Below are 18,167 nucleotides of genomic sequence, written 5' to 3'. Positions count from 1 at the left end.
CGGACATGCCCACCTCCACCCCTCCCCGCATGCTCCTCGTGCTGAGCGAGAACTGGACGCTGACCGGCGGCCGGGCCGACCTGCCCGCCGCCGTGCGGTGGGCCCGCGAGGCCGAGGACGCCGGCTTCGACGCCGTCATGGTCAGCGAGCACATCGTCCTCGGGCCGGACGCCGCGGCCGCCGGCATCATGGGCAACCCGCGCGACTACGCCCTCCCCGGCAACCAGGACCCGTACACCCCCTGGCCGAGCTCGCTGATCCTGCTCGCCGCCATCGCTTCGGTCACCTCCCGGCTGCGGCTGGCCGCCGCGGCGGTCCTCGCGCCGCTGCGGCACCCGCTGGTGCTCGCCCGCGAACTCGGCACCCTGGACCTGATCAGCGAGGGGCGGCTCCTGGTGCAGCCCACCGTGAGCTGGAGCAGGGACGAGTACGAGGCGCTGGGCGTACCGTTCGAAAGGCGGGGGCGGCTGCTCGACGAACACCTTCAGGTCTGGGCGAAGTCGTGGGGGCCCTCCCCGATCTCCCACGACGGCGACCACTATCCGTTCCGGGACGTCTACTTCGAGCCCAGGGCGTACCGCCCCGAAGGCCCGCGGCTGTGGTTCGGCGGGCAGCGCCTGCACGGCCCCGTCCTGCGGCGGCTGGTGCGGTACGGCCACGGCTTCCACCCGCTCGGCCGGCCCACGCCCGAGGACCTGCAGGCGCTCAAGGACGCGATGACCGGGGCCGGACGCGACATCGCCGAGCTGGAGATGATCGGCGGGACCCAGGCCCGCTTCCCCGACGACCACTCACCGGCGGACCTCGGTGCGGCCCTCGCCTCCATCCCCGAGCAGTTGGAGCTCGGCTTCACCACCTTCTGCGTCAAGCCGAACCAGTTCATCGACGATCCCGAGGGGGTCGGGGCGTTCTGCCGCGAGGTCATGCGGCGGGTGGAGGCGATGACCGTGTAGTCCGTCTTGTACGGCGCGCCCGGCGCCGGACGGCCCGGTCACCGCTCGACGAAGCGGGCCAGATGGTCCGGGGCCGGGCGCAGCAGACCGTCACGGACAGCGAGGGCCGTGGCCTCGGCGCGGGAGGCGACACCGGTCTTGCGCAGCAGGTGCTCCACATGGGTGTGGACGGTCCGCGGGGACAGGAACAGCGCCTGCGCGATGGCCTGGTTGGTCTGTCCCAGGGCTGCCCGGGTCAGTACCTCCAGTTCCCTGGGGCTGAGCCCGTACGGCAGCTCGGTGGGTGTCTCGACCACGAGCACGGCGTCCGCCACGAGGCTCCGTACGGACTGCTTCCGGTGGAGGGTGACGCGGTGCCAGCCGCCCTCCACCGGCCACAGCAGGCGAAGCCGCCGGCCGCCCGTGTCGGCGAAGGCCCGCAGCAGCGGCCGGAACGCCTCGTCGCGCAGGACCCGGACGCGGTCCCTGCCGGGTACGTCGATCACTCCACCGTCCGTCACCAGACTCGTGGCGCTCGCCTCGGCCACGTCGTTCAGGTCGGCGGCCTGCGGCACCGGGTCGGCGAGCGCCGCGAGGGCCGGCATGACGGAGGCGAGCAGACGGCGCGCGTCGGTGTCGTAGGCGCCCGCGTTCTCCGTGGAGAGGTGCACCAGGCCCACGAGGCGGCCATGGTGGCGCAGCGCGCCCGTCACTCCGTCGCGGAACCCGGCGGGGCGTACCCGCTCGGCGTAGAACCAGCCGTGCCGGAAGCGGGGGCCGACGCCGTCGGTGTCCTCGGAGATGGACGGCGGCAGCTCCTGGTGCACGACGTTGCGGTACCACGGGGTCGCGACGAACTCGGCGGCCAGGGCCTGGGACCTTTCGGCGGTGTAGCCGATGCCCGCCACCTGGACGTGGTCGCCGGTGAACGGGTCGATGGCGAGCAGTGTCGCCGCGTCCAGCGGGAGGGCGCGGGCGAGTTCGCGCAGTGCCTCGGCGCCGGCGGACACGGTGTCGGGTTCGCGGGTGAGCATCCCGATGCGGGTGGCCGCCGCGACCTGGTGGTGGCTGAGCATGCGAGCCTCCGGAGTGGCCCGGGATCCCAAGGGTCGTTTGGGCCCCAACGATATGGGCGGGGCCCTCTTCCGGCAAGGTCTTCACCGCTCCGTAACCGGATCGCCGCCGCAGGGCGACGCCACCGCACCCGATCGGTATTTGTACGGATGGCGGCGCGGCGCGCCCCGGGTCTTTCCTTTTCGCACCACCGGACGCCCGCGGCTCGCGGGCACATCCCTCGAAGAGGCCCACCATGATGACCCCCGGATCCACCGCCCGCCCGTCGGCCTCGCGCAGACAGTTCCTCGCCCTCTCCGGCGCCGCCGTCGCCACCACGGCGCTGACCGCGGCCGGCTGCTCGGCGCCGGAGAGCGCGTCCGCGTCCGCGAAGTCCTCCGCCTCGGGCGGGACGAAGCTGACGAAGATCGGGCTGGACTACCCCTTCTCCCAGCTCCCGCTGTACTCGACGCTGGTGAAGCTGTCCTCGGCCCGGGCGAAGAAGCACGGCCTCTCCATGCTCACAACGAGCGACAACGCCAACTCCGACACTCAGGCCAGCAACCTCAACACCTGGGTCGCCCAAAAGGTCCCGGCGATCGTGTCGTTCCCGATGGTCTTCCAGGCCGCCGAACCGATCGCCAAGCGGGCCCTGGACGCGGGCCTGATCTGGGTGACGTACGGCGGTTCGCTGGAGCACCAGAGCGCCGACATCCAGTTCAGCTTCCGCAAGGGCGGAACCCTGCTGGGCGAGGCGGCGGCGAAGTGGGCCGAGCAGGCCCTGAACGGCAAGGGCAAGATCGCCTTTCTCACCGACAGCACCATCGAACTGGGCCGCGAGCGCACCAAGGGCATGGTCGACGCGTTCACCAAGCTGGCCCCCGGCGTCGACGTGGTCGCACAGGAGCAGGCCATCGACCCCGACACCGGGCTGTCGAAGGCGAAGGCGATCCTCGCCAAGCACCCCGACCTGAACATGATCCTCGGCGTCACGGACGCGGCCGCGTACGGCGGGTTCAAGGCGCTCCAGCAGGTCGGCCGCGCCCAGGACGACGCCCGGACCTTCGTCGGCGGACAGGACGGTTCCGCCCCCTCCCTCCTCGCCGTCAAGCAGGGCACCTTCTACCGCGCCTCCGCGGCCCTCGCCCCGAACGACATCGCGGCCGCCATCGTCGACGTCCCGCGCGCGGTCGCCGCGGGCAAGGCCAACCCCAGCGTCCAGGTGCCGATCGCGCTCGTGCAGCGCGGCGACACCGCGAAGATCGACGCGCTGCTCGCCCAGAACGCGTAGGCCGCGCCATGACGGTCACGAACCTTCGCATCCGCGGACTGACCAAGTCCTTCGGCGGAGTCAGGGCCCTGGACGACGTGGATCTCACCGTCACCGCTGGGCAGGTGCACGCCCTGCTCGGCCACAACGGCGCCGGGAAGTCCACCCTCATCAAGTGCCTGGGCGGCGCCTTCCCGCCGGACTCCGGCACGATCGAGATCAGCGGAACGCCGTACGCCCGCCTCAGCCCTCGCGACTCGATCGCGGCGGGCGTCGCGATCATCTTCCAGACGCTGAGCGTGGTCGACAACCTGACGGTGGCGGAGAACATCTTCCTCGGCCAGGAGTGGACCCGCCGCGGCCTCATCGACCGGCGCGCCCAGGACGGGGCCGCCGCCGAGCTGCTGAAGCGGGTGGCCGCCACGTGCTCCCCCCGCGACCGCGTGGGCGACCTGCCCATGGGACAGCGGCAGCTGGTGGAGATCGCCAAGGCGCTCAGCCGCAGCGCCCGCGTGCTGGTCCTGGACGAGCCGACCGCGGCACTGTCCGGCGCGGAGAGCGACGCCCTGGCCGGGCGGGTCGAGGACCTGCGCGCCCAGGGACTGGCCATCGTCTACGTCACCCACCTGCTGTCGGAGGTCGAGCGGCTCGCGGACGCGGTGACCGTGCTGCGCGACGGCCGCGTCGCCCACCACTCCGCGGTGGCGGGACACACCCGAGGCGAACTGGTCGCGGCGATCGCCGGCCGGCCCCCCGAGGAGGCCGAGGAGCCCGCACGCGGCCCCGGGCGCACACCCGGCCCGCCCCGGCTTGTCGTCGACGGCCTGCGCGGCCCCGGCTTCGGACCCGTCAGCCTCACGGTCGCCGAAGGAGAGCGTCTCGGGCTGTTCGGCCTCATCGGCTCCGGCCGTACCCGCCTGCTGGAGACCCTGTTCGGCAGGCGCCGCGCCTCGGGCGGAACGATCCGGCTCGGGGAGCGCACCGTGGCCCCGGCCAGGCCCGCCGACGCGCTCGCCGCAGGGATCGCCCTGGTGCCGGCCGACCGGCGCGCACAGGGCCTGTTCCCGGCACTCAGCGCGCACGACAACGTGCTGCTGCCCGCCATCCGCCCCCTCGCCCGCTCCGGCCTCCGGGCGCTGGGCGCCGAGCGGCGCCTCTTCGCCACCGTGGCCGCGGGTGTGGGGCTGCGCCCCGACCGACCGGGGCTCCCGGCCGCCGCGTTCTCCGGCGGCAACCAGCAAAAGCTCGTCCTCGGGAGGTGGATCAACGAGGCCCGGCACGTGGAGGCGCTGCTGCTGGACGAGCCGACGCAGGGAGTGGACGTCGGCGCACGGCAGGAGATCTACCGGGTGGTGTCCTCCCTCGCCGCCGAACAGGGCACGGGTGTGCTGTTCGCCTCCAGCGACCCCGAGGAGATCGTCGCCCTCGCCGACCGCTGCCTGATCGTCGCCGGCGGCCGGATCATCGGCGAACTCTGCGGCGCCGACCTGACAGAAGAAGCCCTGCTGTCGGCCGTGCACGACACCGGCCCCGACACCGACGCCGCCTCCGCGTCCGCCGAAGGAGCAGCATGACCACCGCCGACCGCGTCCTGCCCCACCCGCGCGTCCTGGCCACGGGAGGCCTGACCGCCGTACGACGCCACCCCCTGATCGCCGTGCTCGCCGCGATGGTGCTGGTCTTCCAGGTCTCCACGGGCAGCTTCCTCAACCCGGCCAACCTGAGCGGCATCGCCACCGACGCCGCCACCCTGGCCATCGTCGCCGTACCGCTCGCCCTGCTCGTCATCAGCGGCTACCTCGACCTGTCGGTCGGCTCCACGCTGGCCCTCGGCGGGCTGGTCGCGGGATGGCTGGCCGGACCGCAACACCAGTCGCCCGCCGTCGCGGTGCTGGGGGCGCTGGCCGCCGGGGCCGCGGTGGGCGCCGTGAACGGCCTGCTGTGCTGCTACCTCGGCCTGTCGCCGTTCATCGTCACCCTCGGCATGCTTACCGCGGTACGGGGTCTGGCGCAGCAGCTGTTCCCGCTGCCCCTGAGCGGCTTCGGCTCCGGCTTCGCCTGGCTGGGCGGGGCGCGGGTCGCCGGGATCGCCGCGCCTGTCGTCGTCGCCGCGATCGTCCTGGCCGCGGGCGCTCTGTTCCTGGCCCTCGCCCCGGCCGGACGCCACGTGTTCGCCATCGGCGTCAACAGGGAGGCCGCCCACCTGTCCGGCATCAACATCCGCCGTACGCCGTTCGCCCTGTTCGTGGTCACGGGCATCGCCGCCGCCCTGTCCGGAGCCATCAAGGCGTCGGTGCTCGACAGTGTGGTCGCCGGGACCTCAGGCGCCGGTTTCGAACTGGCCGTGCTCACCGCCGTGCTGGTGGGCGGGGTCGCGCTCACCGGCGGCTCCGGCTCGATCCTGGGCGTTCTGGCCGGTGTGCTCTTCCTCGGCGGCCTGCAGAACGGCCTCACCCTGCTGAACGTGCCGACGTTCTGGCAGCAGATGGCCCAGGGCCTCGCGCTGGTGGCGGGTGCCGCACTGGCGTACTTCGCACCCCGGCCGGGGCGATGACCCCCGTACTCCCCGATACCCGACCGATCCCCTGCCCCCCCTGCCCCCCCTGCCCCCCCTGCCCCCCTGCCCCCCTGCCCCTCTGCCCCCCTGCCCCTCTGCCCCCCTGCCCCTCTGCCCCCCTGACCATCTGATCCCCTGATCCCCCGAGAGAGGTCTCCCGTGAGCGACACCGCTCCCACCCTCGTCCTGACCGGCGGCCAGGTCCTCACCGTCGACCGCGACTTCACCGTCGCCGAAGGCGTGGCCGTGCGCGGCCGGGACATCGTCGCGGTCGGCACCGACGCCGAGATGCGTGCCCTGGCCGGACCCGGCACGCGGGTCGTCGACCTGGGCGGCCGGACCGTGCTGCCCGGCATCAACGACTCACACCTGCACGGGGCCGCGTACGGGATGACCAAGCCCCCCTTCGCCCTCTTCGTCGGCCATCCCGCGGTGGGGTCCATCGCCGACATCGCCGCGGTCGTGGACAGCGCGGTGTCCGCCGCCCGACCGGGGGACTGGATCGTCGGGCTCGGCTGGGACTCCGGCTACCTGGCGGAGTGTCTCGCCGACCCGAAGCGCTTCCCGAACCGTCGGGACCTGGACGCGGTGGCGCCGGACAACCCGGTCTGCCTGACCGACTTCTCCTCCCACATGGTGTGGGCCAACACCGCCGCCCTGCGCCGCTGCGGGATCGACGCGGACACCGCGCCCCCGCCCGGCGGCGTCATCGACACCGACCCCGACGGTGAGCCCACCGGCATCCTCCGGGAGGCAGCCCAGGGGCTCCTCCAAGCCGCGCTCCCCTCGCCCACGACCGCCCAGCGCCGCCAGGCCATCCAGGGCGTGATCCGCGAACTCCACTCCCGCGGCATCACCAGCTACACCGAGCCCGGCCTCGGGCCCGGCGGCGCCGGCACCCTCTTCGGCGGCCTGAGCACCGACAACTGGCACGCCTACGCCGAACTCGCCGCCGACGGCGAGCTCGAGGCCCGCGTCAGCGTCCTGCTGCTGCCCGCGCCGATGGGCGGTTCCGCCGACGACGTGCGCGCGGGGCTGGCGGAGCTGCGCCGGCCCGAGTCCGCCGATCCGAGGCTGCTGCGGGCCATCGGCGTCAAGATCTTCGGCGACGGGGTGCCGCCGAACCGCACGGCGTGGATGAGCGAGCCGTACCCGGAAGGCGGCCACGGCGCCCTGTGCGTGCACGGCGAGACGCCCGCGCTCCAGGTCGAGGAACTGCGCGAGATGATCCGCCTCGCGCACGAGGCCGGCTTCCAGGTCGGCGTGCACGTCACCGGCGACCGAGCCATCGACACCGTCGTGGACGCCTTCGTCGCCGCCGACGAGGCCGCGCCCCGGCCCGATGCCCGCCACTACGTCATCCACGGCGACTTCATCGGCCCCGACAGCCTCGCCAAGCTGGCCGCGCATGGCTACGGCGTCAACATGAACCCCGCCATCAAGTGGACGATCTCCGACCTGATGGACGAGGTCGTGGGCCCCGAGCGCTCGGCCTACCAGTGGCCGGCGCGCTCCGCGACGGACGCCGGCGTGCGGGTCTGCGCCAGCTCCGACGCTCCGATTACGGAGCCCGACTGGCGCCAGGGCGTCGCCTCGATGATGCTGCGCGAGTCGAAGGCCAGCGGCCGCCCCAGCGGCCCCGACCAGTGCCTGCCGCTCGCCGACGCCCTGCGCGCCTACACGGCCAACGCCGCCTGGCAGGACTTCGCCGACGGCTGGAAGGGCACGATCGAACCGGGCAAGGTGGCGGATCTGTGCGTCCTCGACCGCCCGCTGCTCGACCTCGACCCCCATGACATCACCGAGGTCCAGGTGGATCTCACCGTGTTCGACGGCCGCGTGGTCCACGAACGGTGAGCGCCCTGACCGCAGGCGCGTCGTAGGGCCGCCCGCCAGGATGGGGCGGGCGAGCGGCGCAGGACCGTCCCCCTCCGTCCCACGGTCGGGTTCCCGTGCCCGAACTGGTCTGATGAGGCTGACCGTCGGTGGTACGGAGGCGCACATGACCGGTATGACGGACGCGGGTGAGGCGCCGCACGCGCCCCGTTCGGGGCCTCGGTGTGGAGTGGCGGGAATCCGGCGAACGACCCCGAGGAGTGGATCGTACGGCTCTCGCCGCACCAGCCGGCCGAGATCGACTTCGCCGTGCGCAGGCGCGCGGGCGGGGGTTCGTGCTCGTCCAGGGCATCCCGGTCGAGGAGTTGGGCGAGCCGGCTGCGAGTACGGTCCTCTGGGGCCTCGGTCAGTACCTGGGGCGGCCCGTCCCGCAGGACGCGGACGGGCACCCGCTCGGCCATGTCAGGGACACCGGCCGCGGCCTGGCCGATCCGGCGGCACGCGGCTACCGGACCCGGGCCGCGCTGCCGTTCCACACCGACGCCGGGCCGATCCGCTCGCGCTACGGCCCCCCGGTGCGGCCCCCGCACCTCCCCGGTCAGCTCGGCGGCGGTCCACGACGCGCTGCTGGCCCGCCGCCCCGATCCGGCCGAGCGGCTGTGCCGCACGTACCTCTTCGACCGCCGCGAGGAGCATGCCCACAACCGCCGCTACCCGGAATCCGCGCAGCGCTTCCCCCGGGTGCCGCGTCCGGGACCCGCCGACGTGGAGGCGCTCGACCTCATCGACGACGTGGCGGGCTCGCCGGAGTTCCGGCTCGACGTCGACCCGTGGGCCGTGGCCTTCTTCGCCCTGGGCCGCGCGCTGTTCGGAGCCGCGATGATCCGCGACCGGGTGTTCCCGAGGATCCCGTCGTGGGCTACGCCGTCGTCCTGCCACTGTGCGCGTTTCAGGGGGAGGGCCCCGTGCCGCCGTCGTCGGATGGTGCTTCGGCGTCCGGTTTCCAGGAGGGCCTGGCTACTCGCTGTCGGCGGGACGCGACTGAGCCGACCGCACACGCACCGCGCACACGGACTCACCGGCCCCCGTTCCCGGCTCGTGGGAACGGGGCCCGGTCAAGAGACGCGGGTCAGAGTACCGCCGCCGCGATGTGGAGGTTCTTGGCGGCGAGGGCGAGGCCCTCGGTGCGGGAGTAGGCGGCGTCCTCGTGCTCGATGTTGACGGCCATCTGCGGGTCGACCTCGGCGAGGGCGCGCAGGAACTCGGTCCAGAAGGGGACGTCGTTGCCGAGGCCGACGGCGACGAACTTCCAGGCCGGGTTCTCGGGCCACGCGTTGCACCAGAAGCCGTAGCCCGTGGGCACCTTGTCCGGCGCGTCGGCCGGTACGCGGGTGAACGACGTGTCCCGTACGCCGCGGATGTCGGCGCCGGGGCAGAGGGTGGCGTCCTTGGCGGCGGCGTGGAAGACGAGCGGGCCCAGCCACTTGATGGCGGCGATGACGTCCATGCCCTGCCACATCAGATGGGAGGGGTCCATCTCGGCGCCGACGTTGGTGAGCCCGCCCTCGTCGACGAGGCGCTTCAACGTCACCGGGGAGAAGACGACGTTGTGCGGGTGCATCTCGATGGCGACCCTGACGTCGTTCTCCCGCGCGAGGGCGTCGATCTCCTTCCAGAACTCGACGGCCACGCCCCACTGGTAGTCCAGGACGTCCATGTAGACGCCGTCCCAGGGGTTGACGACCCAGGAGGGGTACTTGGCGTCCGGGTCGGAGCCCGGGGTGCCGGACATGGTCACCACGTGCCTGATGCCGAGCAGCCCGGCGAGGCGGATGGTGCGGCGCAGGTCGTCGGCGTGCTTGGGGCCCACCCCGGGCAGCGGGTTGAGGGGGTTGCCGTTGCAGTTCAGGCCGGTCAGTTCCATGCCGCGGTGGGCGAAGGTCGCGAGGTACTCCTCGCGGGCGGTGGCCGAGGACAGCAGCAGGTCGACGGGGCAATGCGGAGAGGGGATGAAACCGCCGGTGTTGACCTCGACCGACGTCAGGCCGTTCTCCTGGAGGATGTCGAGGGCCTCGGTGAGGGTGCGGTCGTGCAGACAGGCGGTGTACGCGCCGAGCTTGAGGGCCATGGCTGTCTCCTTGCGGGTGCGGGGCGAGTGCTTCGGGTTCAGGCGGCGGGCGGCACGAGGACGGCGGCACCGTCCTCGCGGGAGGAGGCGACGACGGCCTGGATGATCTCCATGGTTCGCAGCGCGTCGGCGAAGGTGGCGCAGGCCGGGAGCGGTTCGGCGACGCCGGCGACCTGGTCGAGGAAGGCACGGGCCTGGGGCTGGGCGTCGTCGAAGAGGTACTCGGCGGGCCGGTGCTGGTCGAACGCGGCCCGGCCGCCGACGCCCAGGACGTCGAAGAACAGGCCGTTGGGCAGGCCGAAGCCGGTGCGCGACACCGGCGCAGCGCTGCTCCAGATTGACCGCGCCCTGGACCTGGATCACGCACAGGGCGTGCTGAAAGTCGGTGGAGTTGAGCCTGGCGCCCAGTGCCTCACCGGAGACGGCCTCCGCGTTCTGCACCAGGTTCGCCTGGTCGGCGGCGGTCTCGGCGCCCTTGCGGATGGTGTCCCAGACGAGCGGGATGTGCGGTTCATGCTGATGGCACCTCATTGTGCGGGCTTTGTTGGAACAACCGAATGCTTTAAAGCGCTTTAAGTTCTGGGTACTATCGATCCGGTCTCACGGACGTGTCAAGGGCGTCGCCCCGAAAGATTCCAGTGAGGTCGAGTGGGCGCCGTCGATCCTGGTCCTGAGCACCCGGACCCGCACCCGTGACCAGGACACCGCCGTGGAGACCTCGTGAGGTCGGCGGGGAATCCGTGCGCGCCGTCTCTGTCGTGATCGCGACCATCCCCGCGCCCTGGCCCGGCACACCCCACGTACCGACGAGTTTCACACGAGCGCCACCGGACCCTTCCCTGACGTTTGGTGCTCCTGAAACACTCCTTTCGCGCGCATTCCGTCACCAACGGCCGGTCACAACACCCTCGATGGGAAGAGGTCCCTCACTCATGCCCGAAGTCAACCGGCGCAGATTCCTTCAACTCGCGGGCGCGACCACGGCGTTCACGACCCTGTCGAGCAGCATCCAGCGGGCCGCCGCGCTCCCGGCGAACCATCGCACCGGGTCGATCGAGGACGTCGAGCACATCGTCGTCCTGATGCAGGAGAACCGTTCCTTCGATCACTACTTCGGCAAGCTGCGCGGCGTCCGCGGCTTCGGCGACCCGCGCCCGGTGAAGCTGGACAACGGCAAGTCGAACTGGCACCAGTCGAACGGCGGCGAGGAGATCCTGCCGTTCCACCCGGACGCCGACGACCTCGGCATGCAGTTCCTGGAGGGCCTCCCGCACGGCTGGACCGACGGCCAGCAGGCGTACAACGGCGGCAAGTACGACCAGTGGATCCCCGCCAAGGGCACCACGACCATGGCGTATCTGACCCGCGAGGACATCCCCTTCCACTACGCCCTCGCCGACGCCTTCACGGTGTGCGACGCCTACCACTGCTCCTTCATCGGCTCGACCGACCCGAACCGCTACTACATGTGGTCGGGGTACACCGGCAACGACGGCACGGGCGGCGGCCCGGTCCTCGGCAACGACGAGCTCGGCTACGGCTGGACCACGTACCCCGAGCGTCTGGAGCAGGCCGGGATCTCCTGGAAGCTCTACCAGGACACCGGCGACGGCCTGGACGCGGCCGGCTCCTGGGGCTGGATCGAGGACGCCTACCGCGGCAACTACGGCGACAACTCGCTGCTGTACTTCAACAAGTACCGCGACGCCAAGCCCGGAGACCCCTGGTACGACAAGGCCCGCACCGGCACCGACGTCAAGAACGGCGACGGCTACTTCGACCAGCTGCGCGCCGACGTCAAGGCGGGCAAGCTGCCGCAGATCTCCTGGGTCGTCGCCCCCGAGGCCTTCACCGAGCACTCCAACTGGCCGTCCAACTACGGCGCCTGGTACATCGCCCAGGTCCTGGACGCCCTCACCTCCAACCCGGAGGTCTGGTCCAAGACGGCCCTGTTCGTCACCTACGACGAGAACGACGGCTTCTTCGACCACGTGGTGCCGCCGCTCCCGCCGAAGGACGCCTCGCGGGGCAAGTCCACGGTCGACGTCTCGCCCGACCTGTACAAGGGCGACGCCAACCGCCCGGCCGGCCCCTACGGCCTCGGCCCGCGGGTGCCGATGCTGGTCGTCTCGCCGTGGAGCAAGGGCGGCTACGTCTGCTCCGAGACCCTCGACCACACCTCGATCCTGCGCTTCATGGAGCGCCGCTTCGGCGTCGAGGAGACCAATATCTCCCCCTGGCGCCGGGCCGTCTGTGGCGATCTGACCTCGGCGTTCGACTTCTCCCGCAAGGACAGCCGCCCCGCCGCGCTGCCGGGGACGGACGAGTACGAGCCGCCGGACCGCGAGCGGCACCCCGACTACAGGCCGACGCCGCCGGCCGACCCCGACATGCCGCGGCAGGAGCGCGGTCTGCGTCCGGCCCGCCCGCTGAAGTACGCCCCGCACGTGGACGGCTCGGTGGACGCGGCGGCCGGCAAGCTCACGCTGACCTTCGCCTCCGGCGCCAAGGCCGGTGCCGCCTTCCACGTCACGTCCGGCAACCGCACCGACGGGCCGTGGATGTACACCACCGAGGCCGGCAAGAGCATCGCGGACACCTGGAACTCGGCGTACTCGAACGGCTCGTACGACCTGACCGTGCACGGCCCGTCCGGCTTCGTGCGCTGGTTCAAGGGTTCGAACAAGGCGGCCGGTCCCGAGGTCACCGCCCGGCACAGGGGCGACGACATCGAGCTGACCTTCACCAACGGGGGAGTGACGAGCGTCCGTCTCAAGGTCGCCGACGGGTACGGCGGCCGTACCACGACGGTGACCGTACGGCCCGGCGCCACCGCGCGCCGCACGGTCGACCTGGCGAAGAGCCGGCGCTGGTACGACCTGACCGTCACCGCCGGGGCCGACCCGGCGTTCCTGCGGCGGTTCGCCGGTCGGGTGGAGACCGGGCGGCCGGGTGTGAGCGACCCGGCGATCATCACGGAGTAGTCCGGCTCGCGGCGCTGTTCACAGCGCGGTGAGGTGCCCCGGCTCCGGCTGCCGGGGCACCAGCGCCGGTTCCTGTGCCGCCGACTCGGGTTCCAGGGCCAGGACGGCGGCGACGGGGTGGTCCTCGTCCGCCGCGAGGTCGGCCGGGGCCGGCTCGGGGGTGGCCCGGCTGAGCAGCACCACGCCCCACGACGCCAGTCCCGCCCCCGCGAGCGCCAGGAGGATGCCCGCCGGGCCGCCCTGCAGGCGCTCGCCGAGCAGGACCAGGCCGATCGCCGCGGCCGCCAGCGGATTGGCCAGCGTCACCACCGCGAGCGGTGCGCCGAGCCCGCCCCGGTAGGCGGTCTGCGACAGCAGCAGCCCGCTCGCCGCGAGGGCCGCGACCAGCAGCGCCACCCCGATCACCTGGAGGCTGAGCAGCGGGGCGGAGCCGTCCGTCGCGGCCACCGTCACCGTCTGCGTGAGCGCCGAGGCGGCACCGGAGGCGAAGCCGGACGCGGTCGCGTGCCGCAGCCCCGGCCGGGCGCCCGGCCGCGCCAGCATGCCGATCAGGGTCACCGTCACCGCCGCGACCGCCAGCGCCTGAGAGGTGCTCAGGACCTGCTCGGGCGCCGGCCCGGACGCCGTGACGAGGATCGCGGACAGGCCGGCCAGCGTCAGCGCCGTACCGCGCCACTCGACCGCGCTGACCCGCCGCCCCGCGATGCGCGCACCCAGCGGCACCGCGGCCACCAGGGTGAGCGCGCCGAGCGGCTGCACCACGGTCAGCGGGCCGTACTTCAGCGCCACGACGTGCAGCAGCGCGCCGGAGCCGTTCAGCAGGACCGAGCCCCACCAGGCGCCGGAGCCCAGCAGCCGCAGCAGGCCCGAGCCGGGGGCGCGGGCGGCCAGCCGCTCCTGGGCGACGGCCGCGCCGGCGTAGGCGACGGCGGAGACCAGGGACAGGACGACGGCGAGGACGGTGGCGTTCATCGGGCCGCTCCCGCGAGTACGGATCCCTCGTCGACCGCTTCCTCGTCCCGGGCCGTCGGCACGGGCTTCCCGGCGCCGCGTCCGGCCGCCGTCGAGGCGGGCCGGGGCGAGCGAAGCGAGATGGGGGTCGCCCCGGCCGAAGTCTGGGGGAGGATCACCGCGAGGGCGATGCCGAGCATGGCCGTCGCCACGATCGCGTCGAGCCAGTAGTGGTTGGCCGTGCCCACGATGACCAGCAGGGTCAGCAGCGGATGCAGCAGCCACAGCCAGCGCAGACGGGACCGAGTCGCCACGATCAGGCCGATCGCCACCATCAGGGCCCAGCCGAGGTGCAGCGACGGCATCGCCGCGAACTGGTTCGAGAGGTGGTCGGTCTGGGGCGGGCCGTAGACGGAGGGGCCGTACACCTGCCCGGTGTCGATCAGCCCGGTCGCGGCCAGCATGCGCGGCGGGGCGAGCGGGAACGCCAGATGCACCACCAGGGCGGCCGCGGTGACGGCGGCGAGGACGCGGCGGGCCCAGACGTAGTGGGCGGGGCGCCGCAGATACAGCCAGATCAGAAAGGCCGCGGTGGCCGGGAAGTGGACGGCCGCGTAGTAGGTGTTCGCGATGTGCACGAGCGGGTCGCCGTGCAGCAGCAGGTGCTGTACCGAGTCCTCGCCGGGCAGGTGGACCGCCCGTTCCAGATCCCACACGCGGTCCGCGTTGCGGAAGGCCTCGGCGGTGTGGCCCGTGGCCAGTTGGCGGCCGAACTTGTAGACGAGGAAGAGCCCTGCGACGAGCAGGAGTTCTCGAACGAGCGGAGGCCGCGCTATCGCGGTCTCCGCCTCGGAAGGCTCGGTGCGGCCATTCATCCCCCGGCCCTTTCGCTCACGTGAGTGGTGCTGGCTGAGCTTGTCGAGCTGTTGACTCCTCGGGCTCGGCGAACTCATCGGTACGGTGACGTACCGAAACGCGTCTGTACCGATACGCCACTGTACCGATACGGCAGCGTTCCGGTACAGTGGCGTTTCGATAGACGTACGACACACTGGAAAGCGAGCCTCCGCAGACGGTGGGGTCGCATGCGAGTGAGGAGACGAGCAGATGACGTCGCAGGCCGCGGACGGACCGGAGACGGTCGCCGCCTCGCGCCGCTCCAAGATCACGCCCGAGCGTGAGCAGGAGTTCTTCGACGCCGTGCTCGAACAGGTCCGCGCGTGCGGCTACGACTCCGTCACCATGGAGGGCGTCGCCGCCAGCGCCCGGTGCAGCAAGGCCACCCTCTACCGGCAGTGGCGGACCAAGCCGCAGTTCGTGGCGGCCGCCCTGCGCGCCAGCCGGCAGACCCGCTTCGACGGCATCGACACCGGCACGCTCGCGGGGGACCTGCGGGAGGCCGCCCGGGCCGCCGGGGCGTGGTCGTCCAAGGACACCCGGCTGTTGCAGGCACTCGGGCATGCCCTGATGGAGGACCCGGAGCTCAAGCGGGCGCTGCACGAGGCGCTCATCGAACCCGAGCTCCAAGCGCTGCGCGAGATCCTCCGGCGCGGCGTCGAGCGCGGGGAGGTCGCCGCCGACCATCCGGCGCTGGAGTACATCCCCGCCCAGATCTTCGGCGTGCTGCGGGCCCGTCCCATGCTGGAGGGCGAGGACGCCGACCCGGAGTACATCGTCCGATTCGTGGAGGCCGCCGTGCTGCCGACGCTCGGCCTCACCTGAGACTCAGGCCGCCGTCCACGGGATGACTGGACGGTGACCTGTTCCGCGCCGCACCGTGGGGACGGGGGCGGCGCGCACCCCCCGGCCGGGTGGGGTTCCTCTTGAGCGGAGGGGCGCCCCACCCGGCCGCGTCGTTCCCGGGGCGCGTCAGATGTCCTGGCCGTTGCCGCCGCCGGTGGACACCTTGATGCCCTTGGCGATCTCGTCGAGGACCGACTGTCCCTCCGTGACGTCCACGCCGAAGCGGACCAGGACCATCTGCCGCTCGCTGACGGGGGAGGGGAAGGCGAGCGACTCGACGTAGCCGTCGGCTCCCTTGCTGGTGACCGCCTTCCAGCGCACCAGGTAGCCCTTCTGCCCGGCCACGGTCACCGCCTTGGAGGCCAGCACCTCGTGCGAGGTGATCTCGCCGTACCCCTTGCCGTAGGACTCCTCGGCGTTCGCCGCGATGTCCGCCTTGGCGACCTCCTCGGCCGTGTCGTCCTTGGCGCCGTGCACGAGCGCGGGCGCCGAGTAGGCGCCGCCCTTCATGCATTCCTGGGAGGTGTCGGAGGGGCACTTGTACGTCTCGTCCGACGCCACCTGCGCGCCCACGGTGAGCTGCTGGCCGTACCAGCCGTCCGGGATGGGGATGCTGATCCCGCTCACCGGGTCGGTCACCGAGCCGCTGTCCACCTTCGGCGCCTCGGACCCCTCGGGCGCGGGCGACTGGCCGCCGGAACCGCCGTCGCCGCCCCCGGAACCGCCGTCGCCGCCGGGACCGCCGAACGGACCGCCCTGGCCGCCGCCGTCACCGCCCTGGCCGCCCGGGCCCTGCTGGGAGCCGACGTTGTTCGAGCCGTCGTCGGCGGTCAGCGCATACACGCCCACGCCGATGCTCGCGAGGACGACCGCGGCCACGCCCACGGCTATGCCGGTGCGCAGGCCCCGCCGGCCGCCCGGCTGCACCTGCCCGGGATAGCCCGGGTGCACCGGATACACCGGATGAGCCGTGGCGCTGCCGTCGGCCGGCGGCTGCTCCGGCGGGCCCGGTACGCCAGCCGACCCCGCCGGCCGGACCTGGTCCGTCCATGCCTTGCCGTCCCACCAGCGCTCGGTGGGCGGACCGTCACTTTTCCGGCCGGGGTCGGGGTACCAGCCGGGAGGAGTCACCTGCGTCATGTACTCACCGTATGAGGTGTCGGTGAAAGCCGGATGAGAGGAACCCCTCTCGAAGCCCTCTCGAACCCCTCTCGCATCCCTCTCCAGGACTTTCGCGGCCCTCATTCCAGGACGAGCCGCACCGGCCGCCGTCCGGCGGGCGGCGGAAGCCGCAACCCGTCCCGGCCTGGCGTGATCGAACCGAGCACGCGCGCGTCCCGGGCGCCCGTGGCCGTCGGCACGGTGCCCGGCAGCCCGTGCGCGGTCAGGAACCCCAGCACGGCGAAGGCGTACGCCTTCTTCGCGGCCGACGGCAGCCCCAACTCGTCGGAGGTGCGCAGCGCCACCCCGGGCAACCGCCGCCCCAGCATCGCCATCAGCACCGGGTTGCGCGTCCCGCCGCCCGAGGCGATCACCTCGCTCGCGCCCAGCGAGCGCACCGCGTCGGCCACCGTCCGTGCCGTGAGCATGGTCAGTGTGGCGACCACGTCCTCCGCGGGCAGGGTCCCGACCCCGGCCAGCGCGTCCCGCAGATGACCGAGGTGGAACAGTTCCTTGCCGGTCGTCTTCGGCGCGGGCAGCGCGTAGTACGGCTCCTTCAACAGCCTGTCCAGCAGCGGCTCATGGACGCTGCCGCGACCGGCCAGCGCCCCGTCGACGTCGTACGACAGCTGCCCGCCGCTGAACCCCCGCGCCGCGGCGTCGATCAGCGCGCACCCCGGCCCCGTGTCGAAGGCGGTGCCGTCGGGTGCGGTGAGGTTGGCGATGCCGCCGAGGTTGAGGGCGACCGGCGTGCCCGGCCGGCCGCGCAGCCACAGCAGGTCGACCAGGCTGACCAGGGGTGCGCCCTGGCCGCCGGCGGCGATGTCGCGCGGGCGGAAGTCGGCGACCACGGGCAGCCCGGTCGCCTCGGCGATCCAGGCGGGCTGCCCGAGCTGGAGCGTGCCGTGCACCCGGCCGTCCTCGGACCAGTGATACGCGGTCTGCCCGTGCGAGGCGATCAGCTCGGCCCGACCGTCGCACAGCTCACGGTCCGCCCGGACGGCCGCCGCCGCGAAGGCCCGCCCGATCCGGGTGTCCAGCCGGCACACCTCGCCCATCGAGGCCGTCCCGGGCGGCAGCGCCGCCGCGAGCGCCGCCCGCAGCGCCTCGTCGTACGCCTCGCTCACCAGCCCCAGCGGCCTGAGCACGAGGCTGTCGCCGACGAGGTCCAGGTCGGCGGCGCCGGCGTCGATGGCGTCGTACGACGTGCCCGACATCAGACCGATCACCCGCATCCGATCAACTCGCCTTTCCTCCCGGACGCCTCACCGGCGCGAGGACAATCACCCCTTGATGATGAGCCCGGCGCGGCCCGAGAACACCGCCGGTCCCGGCCCCGCCATCAGTCCCACCTCGGCACCCGCGCCCCACACTGCCGCACCTTTCACGGTGAGGGAAACGCCGGGGTCCTGAAGAAGGTTGAGCACCACCGTTGAGCACCACCACCGACGTCGCCCCCGTCAGCGTCCCCGCCGAACTCCCCGCCTTCCGACTGCCCTTCGAGTAGCGGTTTTTGACTATCGGTAAGTTCCGTGGGAACAGGTCGCGGGCC

15 protein-coding genes are annotated in these 18,167 nt (G+C 72.7%); 7 read left to right on the top strand and 8 right to left on the bottom strand.

Annotation, left to right across the window (positions count from 1 at the left end; all coding sequences use genetic code 11):
- The first annotated feature begins 5 nt into the window (after positions 1 to 5).
- On the top strand, positions 6 to 953 hold the full coding sequence (locus tag IM697_RS28880; RefSeq protein WP_228044209.1) for a TIGR03619 family F420-dependent LLM class oxidoreductase: 948 nt from the start codon (positions 6 to 8) through the stop codon (positions 951 to 953).
- 38 nt (positions 954 to 991) lie between these two features.
- Here the strand turns inward: IM697_RS28880 and IM697_RS28875 are convergent, their stop codons facing one another.
- A complete protein-coding gene (locus IM697_RS28875) occupies positions 992 to 2,008 on the bottom strand; it encodes a helix-turn-helix transcriptional regulator (RefSeq protein WP_194039025.1) in 1,017 nt (338 codons plus the stop codon).
- Positions 2,009 to 2,241: 233 nt separating this feature from the next.
- Here IM697_RS28875 and IM697_RS28870 point away from each other — a divergent pair, with 233 nt between their 5' ends.
- From IM697_RS28870 to IM697_RS28855, 4 genes are all read left to right on the top strand, one after another.
- Complete coding sequence (locus IM697_RS28870) at positions 2,242 to 3,276, top strand: sugar ABC transporter substrate-binding protein (protein WP_228044208.1); 1,035 nt, start codon at positions 2,242 to 2,244, stop codon at positions 3,274 to 3,276.
- A gap of 8 nt (positions 3,277 to 3,284) precedes the next feature.
- Positions 3,285 to 4,829, top strand: a complete 1,545-nt coding sequence (locus IM697_RS28865) for a sugar ABC transporter ATP-binding protein (protein ID WP_194039024.1) — start codon at positions 3,285 to 3,287, stop codon at positions 4,827 to 4,829.
- Positions 4,826 to 5,809, top strand: coding sequence for an ABC transporter permease (locus tag IM697_RS28860; protein WP_194039023.1), 984 nt, complete (start codon positions 4,826 to 4,828; stop codon positions 5,807 to 5,809). Before IM697_RS28865 ends, IM697_RS28860 begins: the two co-directional genes overlap by 4 nt.
- 162 nt (positions 5,810 to 5,971) lie before the next feature.
- Positions 5,972 to 7,669: an amidohydrolase gene (locus tag IM697_RS28855; protein WP_194039022.1), complete on the top strand. Its 1,698-nt coding sequence runs from the start codon at positions 5,972 to 5,974 to the stop codon at positions 7,667 to 7,669.
- A 1,108-nt stretch (positions 7,670 to 8,777) separates the two neighbouring features.
- Here the strand turns inward: IM697_RS28855 and IM697_RS28850 are convergent.
- On the bottom strand, positions 8,778 to 9,776 hold the full coding sequence (locus IM697_RS28850) for a sugar phosphate isomerase/epimerase family protein (RefSeq protein ID WP_194039021.1): 999 nt from the start codon (positions 9,774 to 9,776) through the stop codon (positions 8,778 to 8,780).
- 38 nt (positions 9,777 to 9,814) lie between these two features.
- Positions 9,815 to 10,093 carry a hypothetical protein gene (locus IM697_RS28845; RefSeq protein ID WP_228044207.1) on the bottom strand — a complete coding sequence of 93 codons (279 nt, stop codon included), beginning with the start codon at positions 10,091 to 10,093 and terminating at the stop codon, positions 9,815 to 9,817.
- 615 nt (positions 10,094 to 10,708) lie between these two features.
- Between IM697_RS28845 and IM697_RS28840 the strand changes: the two genes are divergently transcribed.
- The gene (locus IM697_RS28840; RefSeq protein ID WP_194039020.1) at positions 10,709 to 12,760 is read left to right on the top strand and encodes a phosphocholine-specific phospholipase C; all 2,052 of its coding nucleotides are present in this window, start codon (positions 10,709 to 10,711) and stop codon (positions 12,758 to 12,760) included.
- Between the two features lie 18 nt (positions 12,761 to 12,778).
- Here the strand turns inward: IM697_RS28840 and IM697_RS28835 are convergent, their stop codons facing one another.
- Both IM697_RS28835 and IM697_RS28830 read right to left on the bottom strand, forming a co-directional pair.
- Entirely contained in the window at positions 12,779 to 13,732 is a 954-nt protein-coding gene (locus tag IM697_RS28835; RefSeq protein WP_194039019.1) for a DMT family protein, read from the bottom strand.
- A complete protein-coding gene (locus IM697_RS28830) occupies positions 13,729 to 14,586 on the bottom strand; it encodes a phosphatase PAP2 family protein (protein WP_194039018.1) in 858 nt (285 codons plus the stop codon). Before IM697_RS28830 ends, IM697_RS28835 begins: the two co-directional genes overlap by 4 nt.
- Before the next feature lie 232 nt (positions 14,587 to 14,818).
- Here IM697_RS28830 and IM697_RS28825 point away from each other — a divergent pair, with 232 nt between their 5' ends.
- The gene (locus IM697_RS28825; protein WP_194039017.1) at positions 14,819 to 15,433 is read left to right on the top strand and encodes a TetR/AcrR family transcriptional regulator; all 615 of its coding nucleotides are present in this window, start codon (positions 14,819 to 14,821) and stop codon (positions 15,431 to 15,433) included.
- Between the two features lie 147 nt (positions 15,434 to 15,580).
- Here IM697_RS28825 and IM697_RS28820 read toward each other — a convergent pair whose 3' ends face one another.
- The 3 genes from IM697_RS28820 to IM697_RS28810 form a co-directional block, all read right to left on the bottom strand.
- Entirely contained in the window at positions 15,581 to 16,594 is a 1,014-nt protein-coding gene (locus IM697_RS28820; protein WP_194039016.1) for a DUF2510 domain-containing protein, read from the bottom strand.
- Between the two features lie 101 nt (positions 16,595 to 16,695).
- On the bottom strand, positions 16,696 to 17,850 hold the full coding sequence (locus IM697_RS28815) for an anhydro-N-acetylmuramic acid kinase (RefSeq protein ID WP_194039015.1): 1,155 nt from the start codon (positions 17,848 to 17,850) through the stop codon (positions 16,696 to 16,698).
- Positions 17,851 to 17,898: 48 nt separating this feature from the next.
- Positions 17,899 to 18,045: a hypothetical protein gene (locus IM697_RS28810; protein ID WP_265582675.1), complete on the bottom strand. Its 147-nt coding sequence runs from the start codon at positions 18,043 to 18,045 to the stop codon at positions 17,899 to 17,901.
- Positions 18,046 to 18,167: the final 122 nt, after the last annotated feature.

Origin of the sequence: Streptomyces ferrugineus, from assembly GCF_015160855.1 — a bacterium.
GTDB lineage: Bacteria > Actinomycetota > Actinomycetes > Streptomycetales > Streptomycetaceae > Streptomyces > Streptomyces ferrugineus.
Note: the sequence above shows the minus strand (reverse complement) of the source record. Positions and strands in the feature narration are given on the sequence as shown.